Origin of the sequence: Psychrosphaera haliotis, from assembly GCF_009728465.1 — a bacterium.
Lineage (GTDB): Bacteria > Pseudomonadota > Gammaproteobacteria > Enterobacterales > Alteromonadaceae > Psychrosphaera > Psychrosphaera haliotis.
On the sequence record NZ_WOCD01000005.1, the window covers coordinates 405,487 to 419,039 of the forward strand.

Here is a 13,553-nt window from a genome sequence, read left to right on the forward strand (position 1 = left end):
AATTAGCTTAATGTACAGTGGTTTTAAAGTACAAAAATTAAGGAATGATCTTGTGCACTTTAAATTAACTATTACTATAATCGGTTTTTTGCTTTTAAACGGCTGTATGACCTTAGCGCCAAGTGAAAAATCCCTTTTAGCAAACCAAACCCCCATCGCTTCTAGCAACTATGCTGAAACTCTTAATAATATTCGAAAGCTAAATTCTGATGTAAATGTAGATATCGTTGAGATAGAGCAACCTGATAACTATACATCCATTGGAATTCATATAGCACAACAAAATAAAAACAAAGAGTTACATGTAATCAAAGATTCCGAGTCCTTATACCGAGGCTGATGCCGAATGGTGGATAAAAGAAGGCAGTCAATTAGGTTTAATTCGTGCTATTACTATTGCAGATGAACTTGTTGGTTGCATCGGTGTGTCGATAGATGAATTTGAATACTCGCGAAATGGAGAAATTGGCTATTGGCTTTGCTCAGAATATTGGGGAAAGGGCCTTGTTACACAGGCTGTTAATATTGTTACAGAAGAGGCATTTCGAACCACCGAGATAAATAGACTGCACGCAGCCGTTTTCTCAGGTAATACCGGCTCAATGAGAGTTCTGGAAAAATGTAATTATTTACCGGAAGCGGTTCTTCAACAAGCAATTTATAAAAATGGTAAATTTTATGACAGTCATATATTTGCTAAATTAAAATTTAAAAAAGGAACCCGTAATGTCTGATTGTATTAAAACATTTTTTAAAGCCTGGCAAATTGAGGATGAAAAACTTCGATTTTCTACAATAAATAGCTCTGTTGTAGAGGCTGTTAAATATGATGATCCTCGAACGCCTGAAACAATCAATGGAATCGAATCATTAAATAATTATGTAGGTATGTTTAGTGCACATGCACCCGGATGGGCTGCGAAGGTTATAAAAGCTGACTCGATTGCTGGCGTAACTCGCGTCACTGTTGCATTCAGTGGGCCCGGCCCTGAAGGTACTGAACAAACCCAACTTGGTCAGTATTTTGTAGAGCAAGACGGCGATTTGATCTGCCGCATGGTAGGTTTTGTTGGGATTGGTGAGTAAGTTTAATTAAATGGAGTTTGTATGAAGTTAATGACGAGTGTGATTTTATGTTTGTATTCTTTTGCAACGTTAGCGACAGAGCTTAACCTTAAGCCGACCAAAGCAGGATTATATGATGTTGGCGGATTCAAGCTTTACCTCGAATGTTATGAAAACGACAAACCACAATTAATCCTAGAACAAGGATTTGGTCGCGCTGGCTCTGATGGGGTTTGGCTAGAAAATATAGACCGATTAAAAAATGATTATAGTATTTGTTTATATGACCGCGCAGGATTAGGTAAAAGCGAAAAAGGTCCCGTTCCTTTCACGGTAAATGATATGGCCATTAGGTTAAATAAATTACTGGCCGCTGCCGATGTTAAAGCGCCACTTTACTTTGCCGGAGGCTCATATGCATCTTACGTCATTAGCGCTTACAACAACCTTTACCCTCAAGAAGTACTTGGCGCTGTTTTAATTGATCCTCCTGTATTTGGCTACTTTTATACTATGGGTACTCGCTGGCCTGAGAACTTCAAATCAGAAAACAAAAAACTGCAAAGCTTCTATAGCTTTGAACAAAGTGTACACGACCCAATGTTTAAAAGAGTGCCTGAAAACGTTGACCATATGGAAAGCTATAAAATATTGTCTAATGCCGCTAACTTTGGTGATAAACCGATTATAACCGTAAGATCAAAACAAATGGACAAGCGTTATGACCCGCCATTTGTGCCAGACGAAATAGCTAAAAGCATGGATTCATTAGAGGCTGATGCCGAGGCATATTTCAAAAGCTTGTCCACTAATAGTCGGATTGTATATTCTGAGTCAGAAAAGCATCATCTACATATTGTAGACCGAGACCTAGTTGTAAAAAGCATTAAAGCGCTAACTAGCAACTAAGCCTAAATATAAAAACTAGGCTTAAATGTTAAAACTAACTAAAGCGTTAAATACCCGCTATTACTTTTTAATGAGTAAAAAGCAATTAACTGTTAAGCAAAACATAAAATAAAATGGAGTTTGTATGAAACACTTAATTTTATTCACCCTATTATTTTATAGCTCGTTTTCATTACTCGCCAAAGAGTTAGACTTAGAAAAGTTTGCTCATCACTACTTTAAGCTCATGACGGAAACCCAAAAACCAAACGCAACAAGCAAAGAACTAGAAAGCTACCTTTCTTTGTTAACCGACGATATTGGTCACTCACATTTACCATATGTAGTTGACGATTCTAGGTTACCAGACGGAAAAGCGTCGATGAGAAAAGGGATGACATTTTATTTAGGTGCTCATGACAAATACGAAGCAACATTGTTAGACGTATTTGTATTCAATAACTCCGCCATTGCTATTCGTTACAAAAATTACGCAAAAGGCGTTCATCCACAAAATAATCAGCCTATTGAGTACTCTCAAACTATGATGGAAGTACTTGAGTTAGAAGGTGATAAAGTCGCGGTCATTCGTAAATATCACGAGTAGTTCTTTATGAAAACAATTGGTTTGTTAGGTGGCATGAGTTGGGAATCTACGGCTAGCTACTACAAAAATATTAATGAAGGCGTAAAAGCTCAATTGGGCGGTTTACACTCAGCCAAAATTTCTCTTTACAGTGTCGACTTTGCTGAAATTGAAAAGTTACAGCACCAAGGTCGTTGGGACGACACCGCTGTCATTTTGTCGAACGCGGCAAAAAATATTGAGGCTGGAGGTGCAGATTTCATTCTAATTTGTACCAATACCATGCATAAAGTAGCAGAAAAAATAGAACAATCTCTTTCTATACCTCTTATTCACATTGCCGATGCGACCGCAGAAAAACTAGTAGCGAATGGCATTAAACGAGTGGGTTTATTAGGTACACAGTTCACTATGGAGCAAGAGTTCTATAAAAATCGTATTAGCGATAAGTACGGAATTGAAGTGATTGTGCCAAATAGTGAAGACCAAAGTGCTGTACATAACATTATTTATTCTGAGCTTTGTCTAGGCAACATCCAAGAAAAGTCTCGTGAGAGATACATTCAAGTCATAGAGAAACTCCATAACCAAGGTGCCGAAGCCGTCATTCTAGGATGCACGGAAATATCGTTGCTCGTACAGCAACAGCATACAAACGTGCCACTTTATGATACAACTCTGATCCACGCATCAAAAGCAGTGGAGCTTGCGACCTGCTAAAAACCAAAAGATCTTTAAGAGTACCAGCAATGCGCCTTGATAAATTTGTTTGTAAAAGTACTGCGCTATCAAAGTCAGAGGCAGTTGAATTAATTAAGGCAGGCCAAGTCACCGTTAATGGCGCTATTGAAGTGAATGAGACGACTCAAGTTCATGAAAATAATGACCTACGTCTAAATGGCGATATACTTAAAGCCAGAGACTTTCGTTATATTATTATGCATAAACCCGCTGGTACTATTTGCTCCAACATAGATGAAGCATACCCCTCTTTATTCAACCATCTCAGTGTTGAAAACCCGTCTGAATTGCATATTGCTGGCCGACTCGATGCTGATACTACCGGTATGGTTTTAATTACTGATGATGGACGTTGGTCATTTAATATTACATCGCCAAATAAAGAGTGCAGTAAGGTTTATCGAGTTAAGTTGTCCAAAGACATTGCCTTGGATGCGACTGAAAAGTTTAAAGTTGGTATTAAATTGCAAGGCGAGCAAAATCTAACGCGCCCTGCTGCCTTAGAAGTTCTAACTGCACGGGAAGTGTTACTGACCATTACCGAAGGTAAATTCCATCAAGTAAAACGTATGTTTTCTGCAATTGGTAATAAAGTAATTTCCCTTCACCGAGAGTCAATTGGCAATGTAAAACTTGATGTTGAGGAAGGACAATGGCGCTATCTAACCCCGAAAGAAATTAAAACCCTGAGCTAGATTTTGAGATAAACGTTGAGATAGCTATTGAGGTAGACAATGTTGGGATAGACGTAAAGTCTACCTTTAACGATTAAAGCCTAACTCTATTAAACCGCTTTGCTGTCATTAATAAACCTACAACCAATGCAAAAAACAAAATGTGTAACCACAGCTTTGGCCCTATTTGTGTGTTTAAGGCTGATAGTGAAGATAGTTCAGCCCACTGCCCTTTAGTAACAAATTTAACAACCCATTCATTGGCTGGCGTTGCGGTTAATGTAGTTAGCCAACCCAATATTACCACTTGCCCTGTATTGACGGTACTAGAGGAGTTAAAGCTAAAAATTACACTCGAAATAAAGGCATAAAATACCGAAACAGAAATATGCACAAACCAAGATAAGATTAAAGCTGCAGTCTCGCTGTAGTTACCTATATTCACATAGGCGAAGGCATGCCTAGATGTTAGCGTGAGCATACCAAAAAGTGGCTGTATTAAAATAAAAGCGATGGCGGCAATAATACCAATAACAAATATAGTCTTTAGATTTTTAGTGTGCATTTTCTATTCTTTTTGTGTTTTAATCATTAGTAGACATTTTTTGATCGTAATTAATTTCAAATAGTTAAATTGTATTTTGTACTTGTAGCTATCTGCAGAGGCGATTATTCATTCACCCTTTTTTGACATGGAGTCATTATGTTATCCAACAATGTATTTCTAAAACGCTTTATTATTACTGTTTTACTTCTTCAGATCCCTTTGCTGTTAGCACTAATTGACGTCCAAGGTTCAATGTTACCTGCCTTGTTTTGGATCAATATTCCTGTTCTTTGGACTGGTATTGCGCAGCTTTTGGGTGAAAGCCATTTCATAATTGGAGAGTTTGGAGCGTCGCCTCAATCCGCTCTGGCCTATGGCGTAATCATCACCTTTTGGACTGCGGTTGCTTTTTTAATTACAAAAATCACGATTAAGCTAAAGCCAGTGGTAAATGAATAAATAGAATTGTTAACCCGCTATTCATTTTTGGTCGTGAAAAGCGGTGCTTACATGACTATATTGCAAGCACTAAGGTGTGCTACGTAGACAAGTAATCACCCGCTTTGGGAAAACCTTTTTAGTTGTATTTCAAGCTGCTATTTAACTTGATACTTACTATTGGTACGAATGTAAATAGTTGATTCTGTGTTGCTAGAGTTTGTAATTTCGTGACTCATTTTACCCGAAGACTCTACATAGCTGCCTGGGCTTAAATGTTGCACCGTTTTATTAGCTTTAGATTTGTAGTCAACTGAGCCAGCAATCACTACGGCTCTAAATTCACTCGCGTTGGTAGTAATTTTCCCCTCAAAACCAGCAGGCAGCTTTATCATTGAGCCGTTCATATCTGCTGTGCTTTCCCACAATGTTGTTAACTTAACGTCATGGGCCTTTATATCAACAAGCGCACTGTTATTTAGCCACACCATATTGTCTCTGTGTAGGTTTAACGGGCGCTCGCCGTTATCAAACCCTTCTTTAGACGGCTTTACTAAATATGGCCCCGAATCTATTTCCAAATAAATTAAATTCGTCTCAGTATTGGCAGCGGTTGTATGGTCTTCACCCGCTGGCTGAGTCCAAAACGATCCAGCCGGCATCCACATTTTTGCCGCGGTTGGGTCGTCATTGTGCATCAAACCCTCAATCACAATGCCGCGATAGGTGATGTTATGAATATGTGGCGGCGACTCAAAACCTTTTTTAAAGCGAACTAACATTCCCGTTGCAGTATCAGTCGTTCGGTTACCCCACAAGTCAGCTGCACCAGGGCTTTTATCTCCTCTAAGCGGGTTTAGGTAGCCCCATTTAATATCGTTAGCTGCCACTACTTTTGAAGTTGTAGTCTCTGCTAGCACTGATGGCGCCAAAATAGCACTCACTAATAAGAAAGTCGGGATATTTAATAAACGTGTCATGTCGCGTTCTCCGTTGAGTTGGTATGAACTTATCCTAGGACTAAATTATCTTTTGATAAATGGGCAAACTGCTTATACAGTTTCATGGAAACGAAGATAATCACCCACCGTCTAAACTTCTGTGCAAGCTTTACGACGTCGTCAACTCATTTCCCCTGCGATAAGAATTATTAGAGACGAATTAACGCAGAGTATAGACGGTTTAAGAACTAAACTTATCAATAGGAAAGTTATTGCGATTGACGGGCGGCCAGATATAGAAGAATATAAAACTTAATATCAAACAGTTAAACACTTAGGCTAGTGTCATGAAAAATATCCAAATGACAAACCCACAAATCATAATCCTTTGTGCTTTGGTTTATGCGAGTCTAAATATTACTAGACTATTGATTATGAAAGTTGAGCCTACGTTCATTTTTATCATGTTTTTTCGTGATCATTTTGCTACTTTTACTGCAATATCAATTCTTGTATTAGCCTTGGGTTTAAAACAACGTTTGTTTGTTTTCGCTTTTGGTTTAGCAGCTCCTATTTTTGAAGTCTCTATAGCAATGAGCCTAAATATTAGTTATTTCGGTTTTGCTGAATATACTAAAGAGACTGATTTTATAACGGCTATCCAACGTATAGTTTTCACCGTTATTTCTGGGTTTATCAGTGCTTTTTTATTTATTAGTCTACAAAAGATTGGAAGCACTAAAGACACTAAATTTTAAAAATAGAAAAGCGCTAACGTGAATCTGAAGTAATAAAGATTTAACAAGGAAAGGAAAATATGAGTCACAACCTCAAGCTTAACTATGTGGAACTTCCCTCTCGAGATTTACCTGCAACTAAACGATTTTTTGAAGATGCTTTTAGTTGGACATTTATTGATTACGGACCAGACTACACCGCATTTAATGACCAAGGCTTAGACGGTGGTTTTTACAAATCTGACTTAACATCAAACGCAGCAGCCGGAGCCGCCCTACTAGTTCTTAAAACTGACAACCTAGAAGCGACTCAGAGTACCGTAGAGAAGTTTGGTGGAACAATATCGACCCCAATATTTTCGTTTCCTGGTGGCCGTCGTTTCCATTTCATAGAGCCGAGTGGCAATGAGTTTGCTGTGTGGTGTTTAGAGGATTCTTAATTGACTTTATTTGGCGTCGAATTAGTCATTGCTGGTGCGCTTAAACACCAGTTTATGGACAAAGACGGTACTATTAGTCGAATGTTAGGTAAATAAACGTTTATTCTGGGTTCCTCTATTGAAGTTGAACCCAGTTTAACTCTACTTGCTCATCGCCAATGGCAGCATAAATAGATTGGCCGCTGATGGTTAATGAAATATCCATTGTGCGATTCGCGTGTGACGCTAACGCTTTAATCTCTTCCCAATTAAACTGATAAACCTCGACGGCAATGGTAGATAATTGAGGTTGTGATTGTTTCCACCAAACCTCTGATTTTGAATTAAACGTATAAACCACGGTTTGTTTTGCTAGCCGAGATGCTTTTTTCATTCGTTCAAAACTTGGCTCACCAACATCTAACCAAAGGTGTAATTGATCGTCCAGGCCCTTCAACCAAATGTCTGGTTCATCTACTGAGCTCAACCCTTTTGTAAATGTCATTAGCTGTTCTTTGTCGTTGGCACTTTGAATGCAGAAACGCAACTACTCTGGCCATCATTCTTTCAATTGTTTCTGAAGGGTGTTGCGCTACCGTTAATTGAATGCTGTCGTAGTGATCATTGTTAAAGTCTGACAATGCAATTTTAAATTTATAGATGGTTGGCTTTAAGGCCATATTAGGTAAACTCCAGAAGTGACAGAACAAATTAGCTTGTGTTTAAACAAAGCGCGACCATCATACGCAGGACTGGGTGTAAAAGCATTAAATATGCGTGATGAGAACAATGCGAAGAACCATATGAGAGGTTATACGAGAGACTATATGAGCTACAGTGACTAATATGACTAAAGCAACAACCACTCTTATTGGACTTGGCGATAATGACGCACAATTTAACGTGTATATTGGCAACCGACCAGACTTTGACTTTAACGTCAGCGATGACAATGTTCACCCCATGTCAAAAGGTGAAATTTATGCCTGTGGGCAAGCGTGCGGTAATGGTTGGCGAAAAGTCTTTAATGTTTACGCAAAACTTGTTTTTGCGTGCACCTCTGAACGTGTAGGCACAAAGGAGTATCATTGTTGGCAAGACTACCGCGATCAAAAGCTATTACAGCTAAAGAGTGGCACAAGTCTGATGTTTACACCGCCTAGTTTTGCTGTACCTGCGGCCCCCGCACCACCAGCTGTGCACATCATTATGGGCCGAACTTACGCTAATTCACTAAAGTTGCCTCACGGCTTAACGTGGTTAGACAATGAGTTTGCGATTAATCATGAGCATCAAATAATCGTGTGCCCTTATTTTGATTATCGGCAGTTATCCAACATAAAAATTATTCGCTTAGTAGAGTTAATAGCCGAGCTGAATTCAAAAAAGGCCCATCATGAAACCTGAAGACATAGGTAGAGCTTACGATAAAATCACCCACCTTTGGGATGCTAAGGTTTTTAATATGAGCAATGGCATTGATGCGCATAAAAAGGCTCTGGGTTTCTCAAAAAAACAAGGCAAAGCGTTAGATATAGGTTGTGGCCGAACAGGCCGTTTTATCCAACTTTTGTTAGAGCAAAACTACAGCCCTACTGGGTTAGACATTTCTGAAAAAATGCTCCAATTTGCTAAAGAAAAACATCCAAAGGTAAACTTCATTCATGCTGATATATGCCAATATTCATTGATTCAAAAGTATGACTTCATTACTGCTTGGGATAGCATTTGGCATATACCGCTTGGCGAACAAAAACAGGTAATAACTAAAATAATCAAAAGTTTAAATGCTGGTGGAATTTTCATTTTTTCTTTTGGAGGAACCAGCGAAGCTGGCTTTCATACGGACGATTATATGGGCCCTGAAGTTTATTATTCGTCGCTAGGCACAAACGGTTTTTTAAGTCTTTTTAAAGAGCTTGGTTGCAGCATTAAACATTTAGAGCTGGCTCAATATCCAGAGCTTCATACGTATATGATTGTTGAGAAGTATTGATATTTCAGTTTAGTTGTTACAGATTATTAAACAATAATTAATAAAAGCGACCAAAGGTTGTTAACTTTTCTTATTAATCACTAACGTGATAAAACTAATTGGGGCTTGTTCCCTTGCCCACAAGGAAGAAAATGAAACTAATAATGCTAATAAGTTTTTTAAGCTGCCTAACTCTTAGTGCATGCAGTAGTGACTCAAATGACAATTCTGATTTATTAAGTGTTATCGAGATGAATCAAAAGATATGGATGAGTTCAGGCATAGAGAGTTATACATTCACTTATCAAAATCTGCCTAATGACTGCCCAACTGCAGATGCGTTGCCTGCAGTTGAAATAACAGTGGAGGATAATTCAATTACGAAAGTCTACGAGATAGACTCAGGTAATAACCTCCCTTTAGAAAATAATAACTATCCCACAATTTTAGCTTTGTTTGAGCAAATGAAGTCTGCAATAAACAGCATAGAAGGTGAACCTTCTTTTGATAGCCGCTTAGGCTATCCAACAAAATACAGCACAGACAAAAGCAGCGCAGATTGCGATGGTTACACCATTTCTGTGTATTCATTTATCTAATGGTTTTATCATGAAGCTAGAATCTAAAAGCCTGACATATCATCAACTGACTGAGTCTGATTGGCCTTTTTTCAAGTTATTACATGAAACACCTGAGGTTATTCAGTATGTTTGCGACCCTCAAAGCGAAGAGGAGATTAGGGCCCGCTTTGAGTCTCGTTTGCATCCTTGGGAGCTGACATCTTCACATTGGCTAACCCTTGTTATTAGAGAAAAAGAGTCCGCTCTTCCAGTAGGCTTAACGGGCATGCTGGCTGAATGGAGTCCTTATAAACAAGCTGAACTTGGGTTTCTATTGAGCCCTAATTTTCAACGAAAAGGATACGGCTTTGAGTCTACACAATGCATGATTGAGTTGTGCTTTAACCAGTTTAACTTTCACAAGATAAAAGCGACCGTCACAGAGGGCAATTTACCCAGTGCTAATTTATTAAGAAAGTGTGCTTTTGTTCATGAAGGCACCTTAATAGACAACTTTATTTTGGGTGGCAATTGGAAAAATGATCAGGTCTTTGGCCTTTTAAATAGCGACGTCCGCACATAGTTTTACCTGACATCACGTGGGTGTTTTTCTTTTCTTTTCTTTAAACACTTGTTTTTTATGTGCATTACACTAGTATTAAAATTGAACAACGCTCAAAAACCGTTCAAATGCGAAGGAGATTAGCATGAGAAAATTTAAAATAGCTTTACCATTATTTGCAGCTGCTGTAGTCATTTCAGGCTGTTCAGCCACGAATGATAACGATACAACCGCTCAAGTGGCAAAAGAGCCTATTAGTGCAAAGCACACTTTACGCGCAAGGAATGCCAACTGGTGCCAAGAGCATTACTCATCTGCTTCAGTAAGCAAAAGAGATCGCCAGAATAATTCAAAATATTGTGATACAAAATCACGCCAAGCATATAAAAATGCTAAAGCAAAAAATGAGATAGAAGCCAAAGGTTAATCCATCTAATTATTTGTATAAGCCTCAGCACTCGCTGAGGCTTTTTATTTTGTAACCTCTTTCACAGGTCTTTACCCCCATTACTTTTTGTATTTTAAAGTTTTTGTTTTTTTGCACGTTTTTACATATTTAAATTTAGACCGAGCAAGTCAATTAAATTCATGCTGAGTTTGATTTTTAGTCTAAGCTTTTAAAACCTATTCTTATTGTCGAGTATGTGAATGCAAATTATGCTTAAGTTTATTTTGCTCACTATCTTATTATTTACAAATTCTTCATTGGCTCAAACTGCGTTAATATTTTCGAGCAGCTCTGGAGGAAATTTTACCGCTAGCGAACTGGTGCTAACAGAAGCCTACGCTCGACTTAACATCCCTATTTCTATCGTTTTTACTCCAGCTGAACGTTCATTAAGACTTGCCAATAAAGGAATAGTCGACGGAGAGGTATTTCGGAAAAAGGGCATAGATGATGTTTATACCAACCTTATTAGGCTTCCTGTCCCAATAAATACCATTGAAATTGCGGCCTTTGTAAAAAATAGAAATATTAAAATAACAAACTGGGGCGATCTACGTCCCTATCGAGTTGGTATACGCCGAGGGATTAAAGTACTTGAAAGCGCCACTGCAGGTATGACTGTTGTTTCCGTATCTAGAGTAGAGCAACTACTTAAAATGTTAGAAAAAGATCGGTTGGATGTTGTTGTAGTTAGTAAAGTTCTTGCTAATAAGAGTTTTGAAAGTAGTCCACCTAATAATATTTACATGCTTAATCCCCCTTTAGCAAAAGTTGAGCTTTATCATTACATTCACAAAAAACACATAAAATTAGTCCCGGCAATTTCTCAAGTACTAAAAGACATGGAGCAGGAAGGGTTTATTAATAACCAAAGCAAATAAGCCTGTTCATTAGTCAATAGCGTATTGAAATATATCACCTTCAACCGGCTCTAATTTGACCCAATAAATTGACTTCTGATCTGGTGAAATTGTGTATTGATGAACAAAATTTGCAGGAGCCTGAAATATAAGCTCCTCGGTTTTTGCGTCCAAACTATAGCGCCAAACACCTGATGCCTTTCTATAAAAATAGATATTGGTGTCGATTACCTGCCAGTTCAGCCAATTAACCCTACTAAAGTCTTTTATGAGCAGTTCTTCAGCTGCTTCCTGTTCGTTGTTTAAGGAACGCTTTTTTCGCCAAAGCCCATCTGTTGTGTATTTAGAATAATATAAATACTCGCCAACAACATAGCCGCTATATCCGCCATTTTTTGTTAGTTTTGTATGTGTATTAGTATCTCGGTCATATTGCCAAAGTTGCCACTGCCCGCTCTGATTACCACTGTAAATAAGGCTCTGTTGATTATTAGTGTCATAATTTACTACGTAGCTGTGTTCATGATCATCAAATAATGTAGTTAACTGACCCGTTTCAATATCCAGCTCATACACCACTCCATTTTTAGTAAAAAGGATATAATTCTCATCACTTGAAATCTCATACCTTACAAATTTTAAATCAAAGGGCAATTCAGCTTTTATAATTGACGCATCTCCTTTATTTACCTGCCACCATTGATGGTTTTTATAGCGGGTAGATAATACTAAGTGAGTGTTGCCTTTTACTCTGGGAAGCATTTCCGTCTGACCACTTTTTTGCCAAACCTCGCGATAACCATCGGCCAAATGTTGTTTTATGACGCTACTCTTTACATGCGCATTTCCAACTAATAACAAAGGCTTTCCATTACTGTAGGCCGTTGCCAGTGACTTCACATCCAAATTGAGCTGCTTTATCTTTGTATAAACCCCAGTATTAGAATCCAACAAATATATATTGGATGTGTCTGCCATAAGTAACTGGTTTTTTGTTGGGTGCCAGGCTGAACTCTTTATGCCTAAACTGACGTCAAATTCAGCGACTTGGATGTTGTTTTTAAACAAAATAATTTGAGAAGCCTGCTCATCAAGATAACGAACCACTGATAACATCTTGCTTACATTACTAAACGAAAAGTTAAAATCGCCTCGGGTATTATTAGCGCTGTTGGGATTTGTTATTTGGGTTATTTGAGACGTATCCAAGTTAAAACTAAATACCTGATACGGGTGTGACTTACTGAGTCGTTTATTAAAATAGAAGGTATTGTTGCTGCCCCAAATAAGATGAGATGGAGGTTCGTCACAAGGTATCAACGACTCGCTACGTTTGCTCGCAACGGTATATAAAGAAAAGGTGCATTGTTGCGCTTCATAATTAACGTAAATTACATGCTCACCTGACGGGCTAATAGCGGAAATTGAGCTTTCTAAAATAGACTCTTTTGTATGATGTTCAGTGCTATACAAATACACTCGCTGAACACTGTCAGTGCCGTCCATAGAGTCACTGCCAACGTGATGAAAGAGTAGTGTACTGCCATCAATTGTACTTGATAAGCCATACTCCCAACCTGACAAACCAACGAGCGGTCCATCCAATAATTCTAAACTAGCCATGGGCGCTTTATCGACAGATTCGTTTTTTTGTAGAAAGATAACGGTTGTTAAAAATGCGACAACCAGCAAAGTTAAAAAAACAAATGGGAACGAATATCTAAAACGTTTTTTTGATTGTGCTGTTTTATTAACGTCAGATGGTTGGCTTACTGTGTACTCATCTAGATTGGCAACAAGGCGATAACCTTGAGTAGGAACTGTTTCGATAATATCAATTTTGGTCAACGCTAAAAAGTGAGCTCGCAACAAAGATACAGTACGATTAATTGCCCCCTCACCTACAATGCGATTTTTCCAGACCTCAGCTATGAGTTCATCTCGAGTTACAATTTGACTCTTTTTTGAAATCAACAAAACCAAAAGACTAAAAACTTTAGGTTCAAGCGAACGAGACAGCTCACCTTTTATTAACTTTCGTTGACCTTGGTCAAAAGTAACATCAGCAATCAATAGCACTTAAACGATTCCATCCAATTGAAATATATAGAA

Annotated in this window: 20 protein-coding genes and 1 pseudogene; 17 read left to right on the plus strand and 4 right to left on the minus strand. The window is 38.2% G+C overall.

What is annotated here, in order from left to right; translation table 11 throughout:
- Window positions 1–52 precede the first annotated feature (52 nt).
- The 7 genes from GNP35_RS15320 to GNP35_RS12435 all read left to right on the plus strand — a co-directional run bounded on the left by GNP35_RS15320 (window position 53) and on the right by GNP35_RS12435 (window position 3,975).
- Window positions 53–340, plus strand: a complete 288-nt coding sequence (locus GNP35_RS15320; RefSeq protein ID WP_196492549.1) for a hypothetical protein — start codon at window positions 53–55, stop codon at window positions 338–340.
- A gap of 13 nt (window positions 341–353) precedes the next feature.
- Window positions 354–734 carry a GNAT family N-acetyltransferase gene (locus tag GNP35_RS12410; protein ID WP_330997855.1) on the plus strand — a complete coding sequence of 127 codons (381 nt, stop codon included), beginning with the start codon at window positions 354–356 and terminating at the stop codon, window positions 732–734.
- Window positions 727–1,086: a hypothetical protein gene (locus tag GNP35_RS12415; RefSeq protein ID WP_155696415.1), complete on the plus strand. Its 360-nt coding sequence runs from the start codon at window positions 727–729 to the stop codon at window positions 1,084–1,086. The genes GNP35_RS12410 and GNP35_RS12415 overlap by 8 nt, the downstream gene beginning before the upstream one ends.
- A 21-nt stretch (window positions 1,087–1,107) precedes the next feature.
- Entirely contained in the window at window positions 1,108–1,974 is an 867-nt protein-coding gene (locus GNP35_RS12420) for an alpha/beta fold hydrolase (RefSeq protein WP_155696416.1), read from the plus strand.
- A 124-nt stretch (window positions 1,975–2,098) separates the two neighbouring features.
- A complete protein-coding gene (locus tag GNP35_RS12425; RefSeq protein ID WP_155696417.1) occupies window positions 2,099–2,560 on the plus strand; it encodes a nuclear transport factor 2 family protein in 462 nt (153 codons plus the stop codon).
- A gap of 6 nt (window positions 2,561–2,566) precedes the next feature.
- Window positions 2,567–3,259, plus strand: coding sequence for an aspartate/glutamate racemase family protein (locus GNP35_RS12430; protein ID WP_155696418.1), 693 nt, complete (start codon window positions 2,567–2,569; stop codon window positions 3,257–3,259).
- Window positions 3,260–3,288: 29 nt separating this feature from the next.
- Complete coding sequence (locus tag GNP35_RS12435) at window positions 3,289–3,975, plus strand: pseudouridine synthase (protein ID WP_155696419.1); 687 nt, start codon at window positions 3,289–3,291, stop codon at window positions 3,973–3,975.
- A gap of 73 nt (window positions 3,976–4,048) precedes the next feature.
- Here the strand turns inward: GNP35_RS12435 and GNP35_RS12440 are convergent, their stop codons facing one another.
- The gene (locus GNP35_RS12440) at window positions 4,049–4,519 is read right to left on the minus strand and encodes a hypothetical protein (protein ID WP_155696420.1); all 471 of its coding nucleotides are present in this window, start codon (window positions 4,517–4,519) and stop codon (window positions 4,049–4,051) included.
- Window positions 4,520–4,657: 138 nt separating this feature from the next.
- On the opposite strand from GNP35_RS12440, the gene GNP35_RS12445 reads away from it, so the two are divergent.
- Window positions 4,658–4,960 (plus strand): hypothetical protein, encoded by a 303-nt coding sequence (locus GNP35_RS12445; protein ID WP_155696421.1) that lies wholly within the window; start codon window positions 4,658–4,660, stop codon window positions 4,958–4,960.
- Between the two features lie 137 nt (window positions 4,961–5,097).
- Here GNP35_RS12445 and GNP35_RS12450 read toward each other — a convergent pair whose 3' ends face one another.
- Window positions 5,098–5,919 carry a DUF4437 domain-containing protein gene (locus GNP35_RS12450; RefSeq protein ID WP_155696422.1) on the minus strand — a complete coding sequence of 274 codons (822 nt, stop codon included), beginning with the start codon at window positions 5,917–5,919 and terminating at the stop codon, window positions 5,098–5,100.
- A gap of 308 nt (window positions 5,920–6,227) precedes the next feature.
- Here GNP35_RS12450 and GNP35_RS12455 point away from each other — a divergent pair, with 308 nt between their 5' ends.
- Both GNP35_RS12455 and GNP35_RS12460 read left to right on the plus strand, forming a co-directional pair.
- Complete coding sequence (locus GNP35_RS12455; protein ID WP_155696423.1) at window positions 6,228–6,638, plus strand: hypothetical protein; 411 nt, start codon at window positions 6,228–6,230, stop codon at window positions 6,636–6,638.
- A gap of 59 nt (window positions 6,639–6,697) precedes the next feature.
- Window positions 6,698–7,057, plus strand: a complete 360-nt coding sequence (locus GNP35_RS12460) for a VOC family protein (protein ID WP_155696424.1) — start codon at window positions 6,698–6,700, stop codon at window positions 7,055–7,057.
- 115 nt (window positions 7,058–7,172) lie between these two features.
- Here GNP35_RS12460 and GNP35_RS12470 read toward each other — a convergent pair.
- A pseudogene (locus tag GNP35_RS12470) lies at window positions 7,173–7,716 on the minus strand (YaeQ family protein).
- Window positions 7,717–7,734: 18 nt separating this feature from the next.
- Here GNP35_RS12470 and GNP35_RS12475 point away from each other — a divergent pair.
- The 7 genes from GNP35_RS12475 (at window position 7,735) to GNP35_RS12505 (ending at window position 11,462) form a co-directional block, all read left to right on the plus strand.
- Window positions 7,735–7,881, plus strand: coding sequence for a hypothetical protein (locus GNP35_RS12475; protein WP_155696425.1), 147 nt, complete (start codon window positions 7,735–7,737; stop codon window positions 7,879–7,881).
- Between the two features lies 1 nt (window position 7,882).
- Window positions 7,883–8,443 (plus strand): DUF6942 family protein, encoded by a 561-nt coding sequence (locus tag GNP35_RS12480; RefSeq protein WP_155697138.1) that lies wholly within the window; start codon window positions 7,883–7,885, stop codon window positions 8,441–8,443.
- Window positions 8,433–9,032: a class I SAM-dependent DNA methyltransferase gene (locus GNP35_RS12485; protein ID WP_155696426.1), complete on the plus strand. Its 600-nt coding sequence runs from the start codon at window positions 8,433–8,435 to the stop codon at window positions 9,030–9,032. Before GNP35_RS12480 ends, GNP35_RS12485 begins: the two co-directional genes overlap by 11 nt.
- A gap of 131 nt (window positions 9,033–9,163) precedes the next feature.
- Window positions 9,164–9,610, plus strand: a complete 447-nt coding sequence (locus GNP35_RS12490) for a DUF6174 domain-containing protein (RefSeq protein WP_155696427.1) — start codon at window positions 9,164–9,166, stop codon at window positions 9,608–9,610.
- 10 nt (window positions 9,611–9,620) lie between these two features.
- Window positions 9,621–10,154: a GNAT family N-acetyltransferase gene (locus GNP35_RS12495; protein ID WP_155696428.1), complete on the plus strand. Its 534-nt coding sequence runs from the start codon at window positions 9,621–9,623 to the stop codon at window positions 10,152–10,154.
- Between the two features lie 124 nt (window positions 10,155–10,278).
- A complete protein-coding gene (locus tag GNP35_RS12500) occupies window positions 10,279–10,560 on the plus strand; it encodes a hypothetical protein (protein WP_155696429.1) in 282 nt (93 codons plus the stop codon).
- 230 nt (window positions 10,561–10,790) lie between these two features.
- Window positions 10,791–11,462, plus strand: a complete 672-nt coding sequence (locus tag GNP35_RS12505; RefSeq protein ID WP_196492516.1) for a substrate-binding periplasmic protein — start codon at window positions 10,791–10,793, stop codon at window positions 11,460–11,462.
- Window positions 11,463–11,471: 9 nt separating this feature from the next.
- Here the strand turns inward: GNP35_RS12505 and GNP35_RS12510 are convergent, their stop codons facing one another.
- Window positions 11,472–13,520, minus strand: coding sequence for a winged helix-turn-helix domain-containing protein (locus GNP35_RS12510; protein WP_155696431.1), 2,049 nt, complete (start codon window positions 13,518–13,520; stop codon window positions 11,472–11,474).
- Window positions 13,521–13,553 lie beyond the last annotated feature (33 nt).

Bases quoted from the DNA above. Each gene is read 5' to 3' on its own strand.
- GNP35_RS12415 (WP_155696415.1), top strand. From the start codon at position 727: ATGTCTGATTGTATTAAAACATTTTTTAAAGCCTGGCAAATTGAGGAT.
- GNP35_RS12420 (WP_155696416.1), top strand. From the start codon at position 1,108: ATGAAGTTAATGACGAGTGTGATTTTATGTTTGTATTCTTTTGCAACG.
- GNP35_RS12425 (WP_155696417.1), top strand. From the start codon at position 2,099: ATGAAACACTTAATTTTATTCACCCTATTATTTTATAGCTCGTTTTCA.
- GNP35_RS12430 (WP_155696418.1), top strand. From the start codon at position 2,567: ATGAAAACAATTGGTTTGTTAGGTGGCATGAGTTGGGAATCTACGGCT.
- GNP35_RS12435 (WP_155696419.1), top strand. From the start codon at position 3,289: ATGCGCCTTGATAAATTTGTTTGTAAAAGTACTGCGCTATCAAAGTCA.
- GNP35_RS12440 (WP_155696420.1), bottom strand. From the start codon at position 4,519: ATGCACACTAAAAATCTAAAGACTATATTTGTTATTGGTATTATTGCC.
- GNP35_RS12445 (WP_155696421.1), top strand. From the start codon at position 4,658: ATGTTATCCAACAATGTATTTCTAAAACGCTTTATTATTACTGTTTTA.
- GNP35_RS12450 (WP_155696422.1), bottom strand. From the start codon at position 5,919: ATGACACGTTTATTAAATATCCCGACTTTCTTATTAGTGAGTGCTATT.
- GNP35_RS12455 (WP_155696423.1), top strand. From the start codon at position 6,228: ATGAAAAATATCCAAATGACAAACCCACAAATCATAATCCTTTGTGCT.
- GNP35_RS12460 (WP_155696424.1), top strand. From the start codon at position 6,698: ATGAGTCACAACCTCAAGCTTAACTATGTGGAACTTCCCTCTCGAGAT.
- GNP35_RS12480 (WP_155697138.1), top strand. From the start codon at position 7,883: ATGACTAAAGCAACAACCACTCTTATTGGACTTGGCGATAATGACGCA.
- GNP35_RS12485 (WP_155696426.1), top strand. From the start codon at position 8,433: ATGAAACCTGAAGACATAGGTAGAGCTTACGATAAAATCACCCACCTT.
- GNP35_RS12490 (WP_155696427.1), top strand. From the start codon at position 9,164: ATGAAACTAATAATGCTAATAAGTTTTTTAAGCTGCCTAACTCTTAGT.
- GNP35_RS12495 (WP_155696428.1), top strand. From the start codon at position 9,621: ATGAAGCTAGAATCTAAAAGCCTGACATATCATCAACTGACTGAGTCT.
- GNP35_RS12500 (WP_155696429.1), top strand. From the start codon at position 10,279: ATGAGAAAATTTAAAATAGCTTTACCATTATTTGCAGCTGCTGTAGTC.
- GNP35_RS12505 (WP_196492516.1), top strand. From the start codon at position 10,791: ATGCTTAAGTTTATTTTGCTCACTATCTTATTATTTACAAATTCTTCA.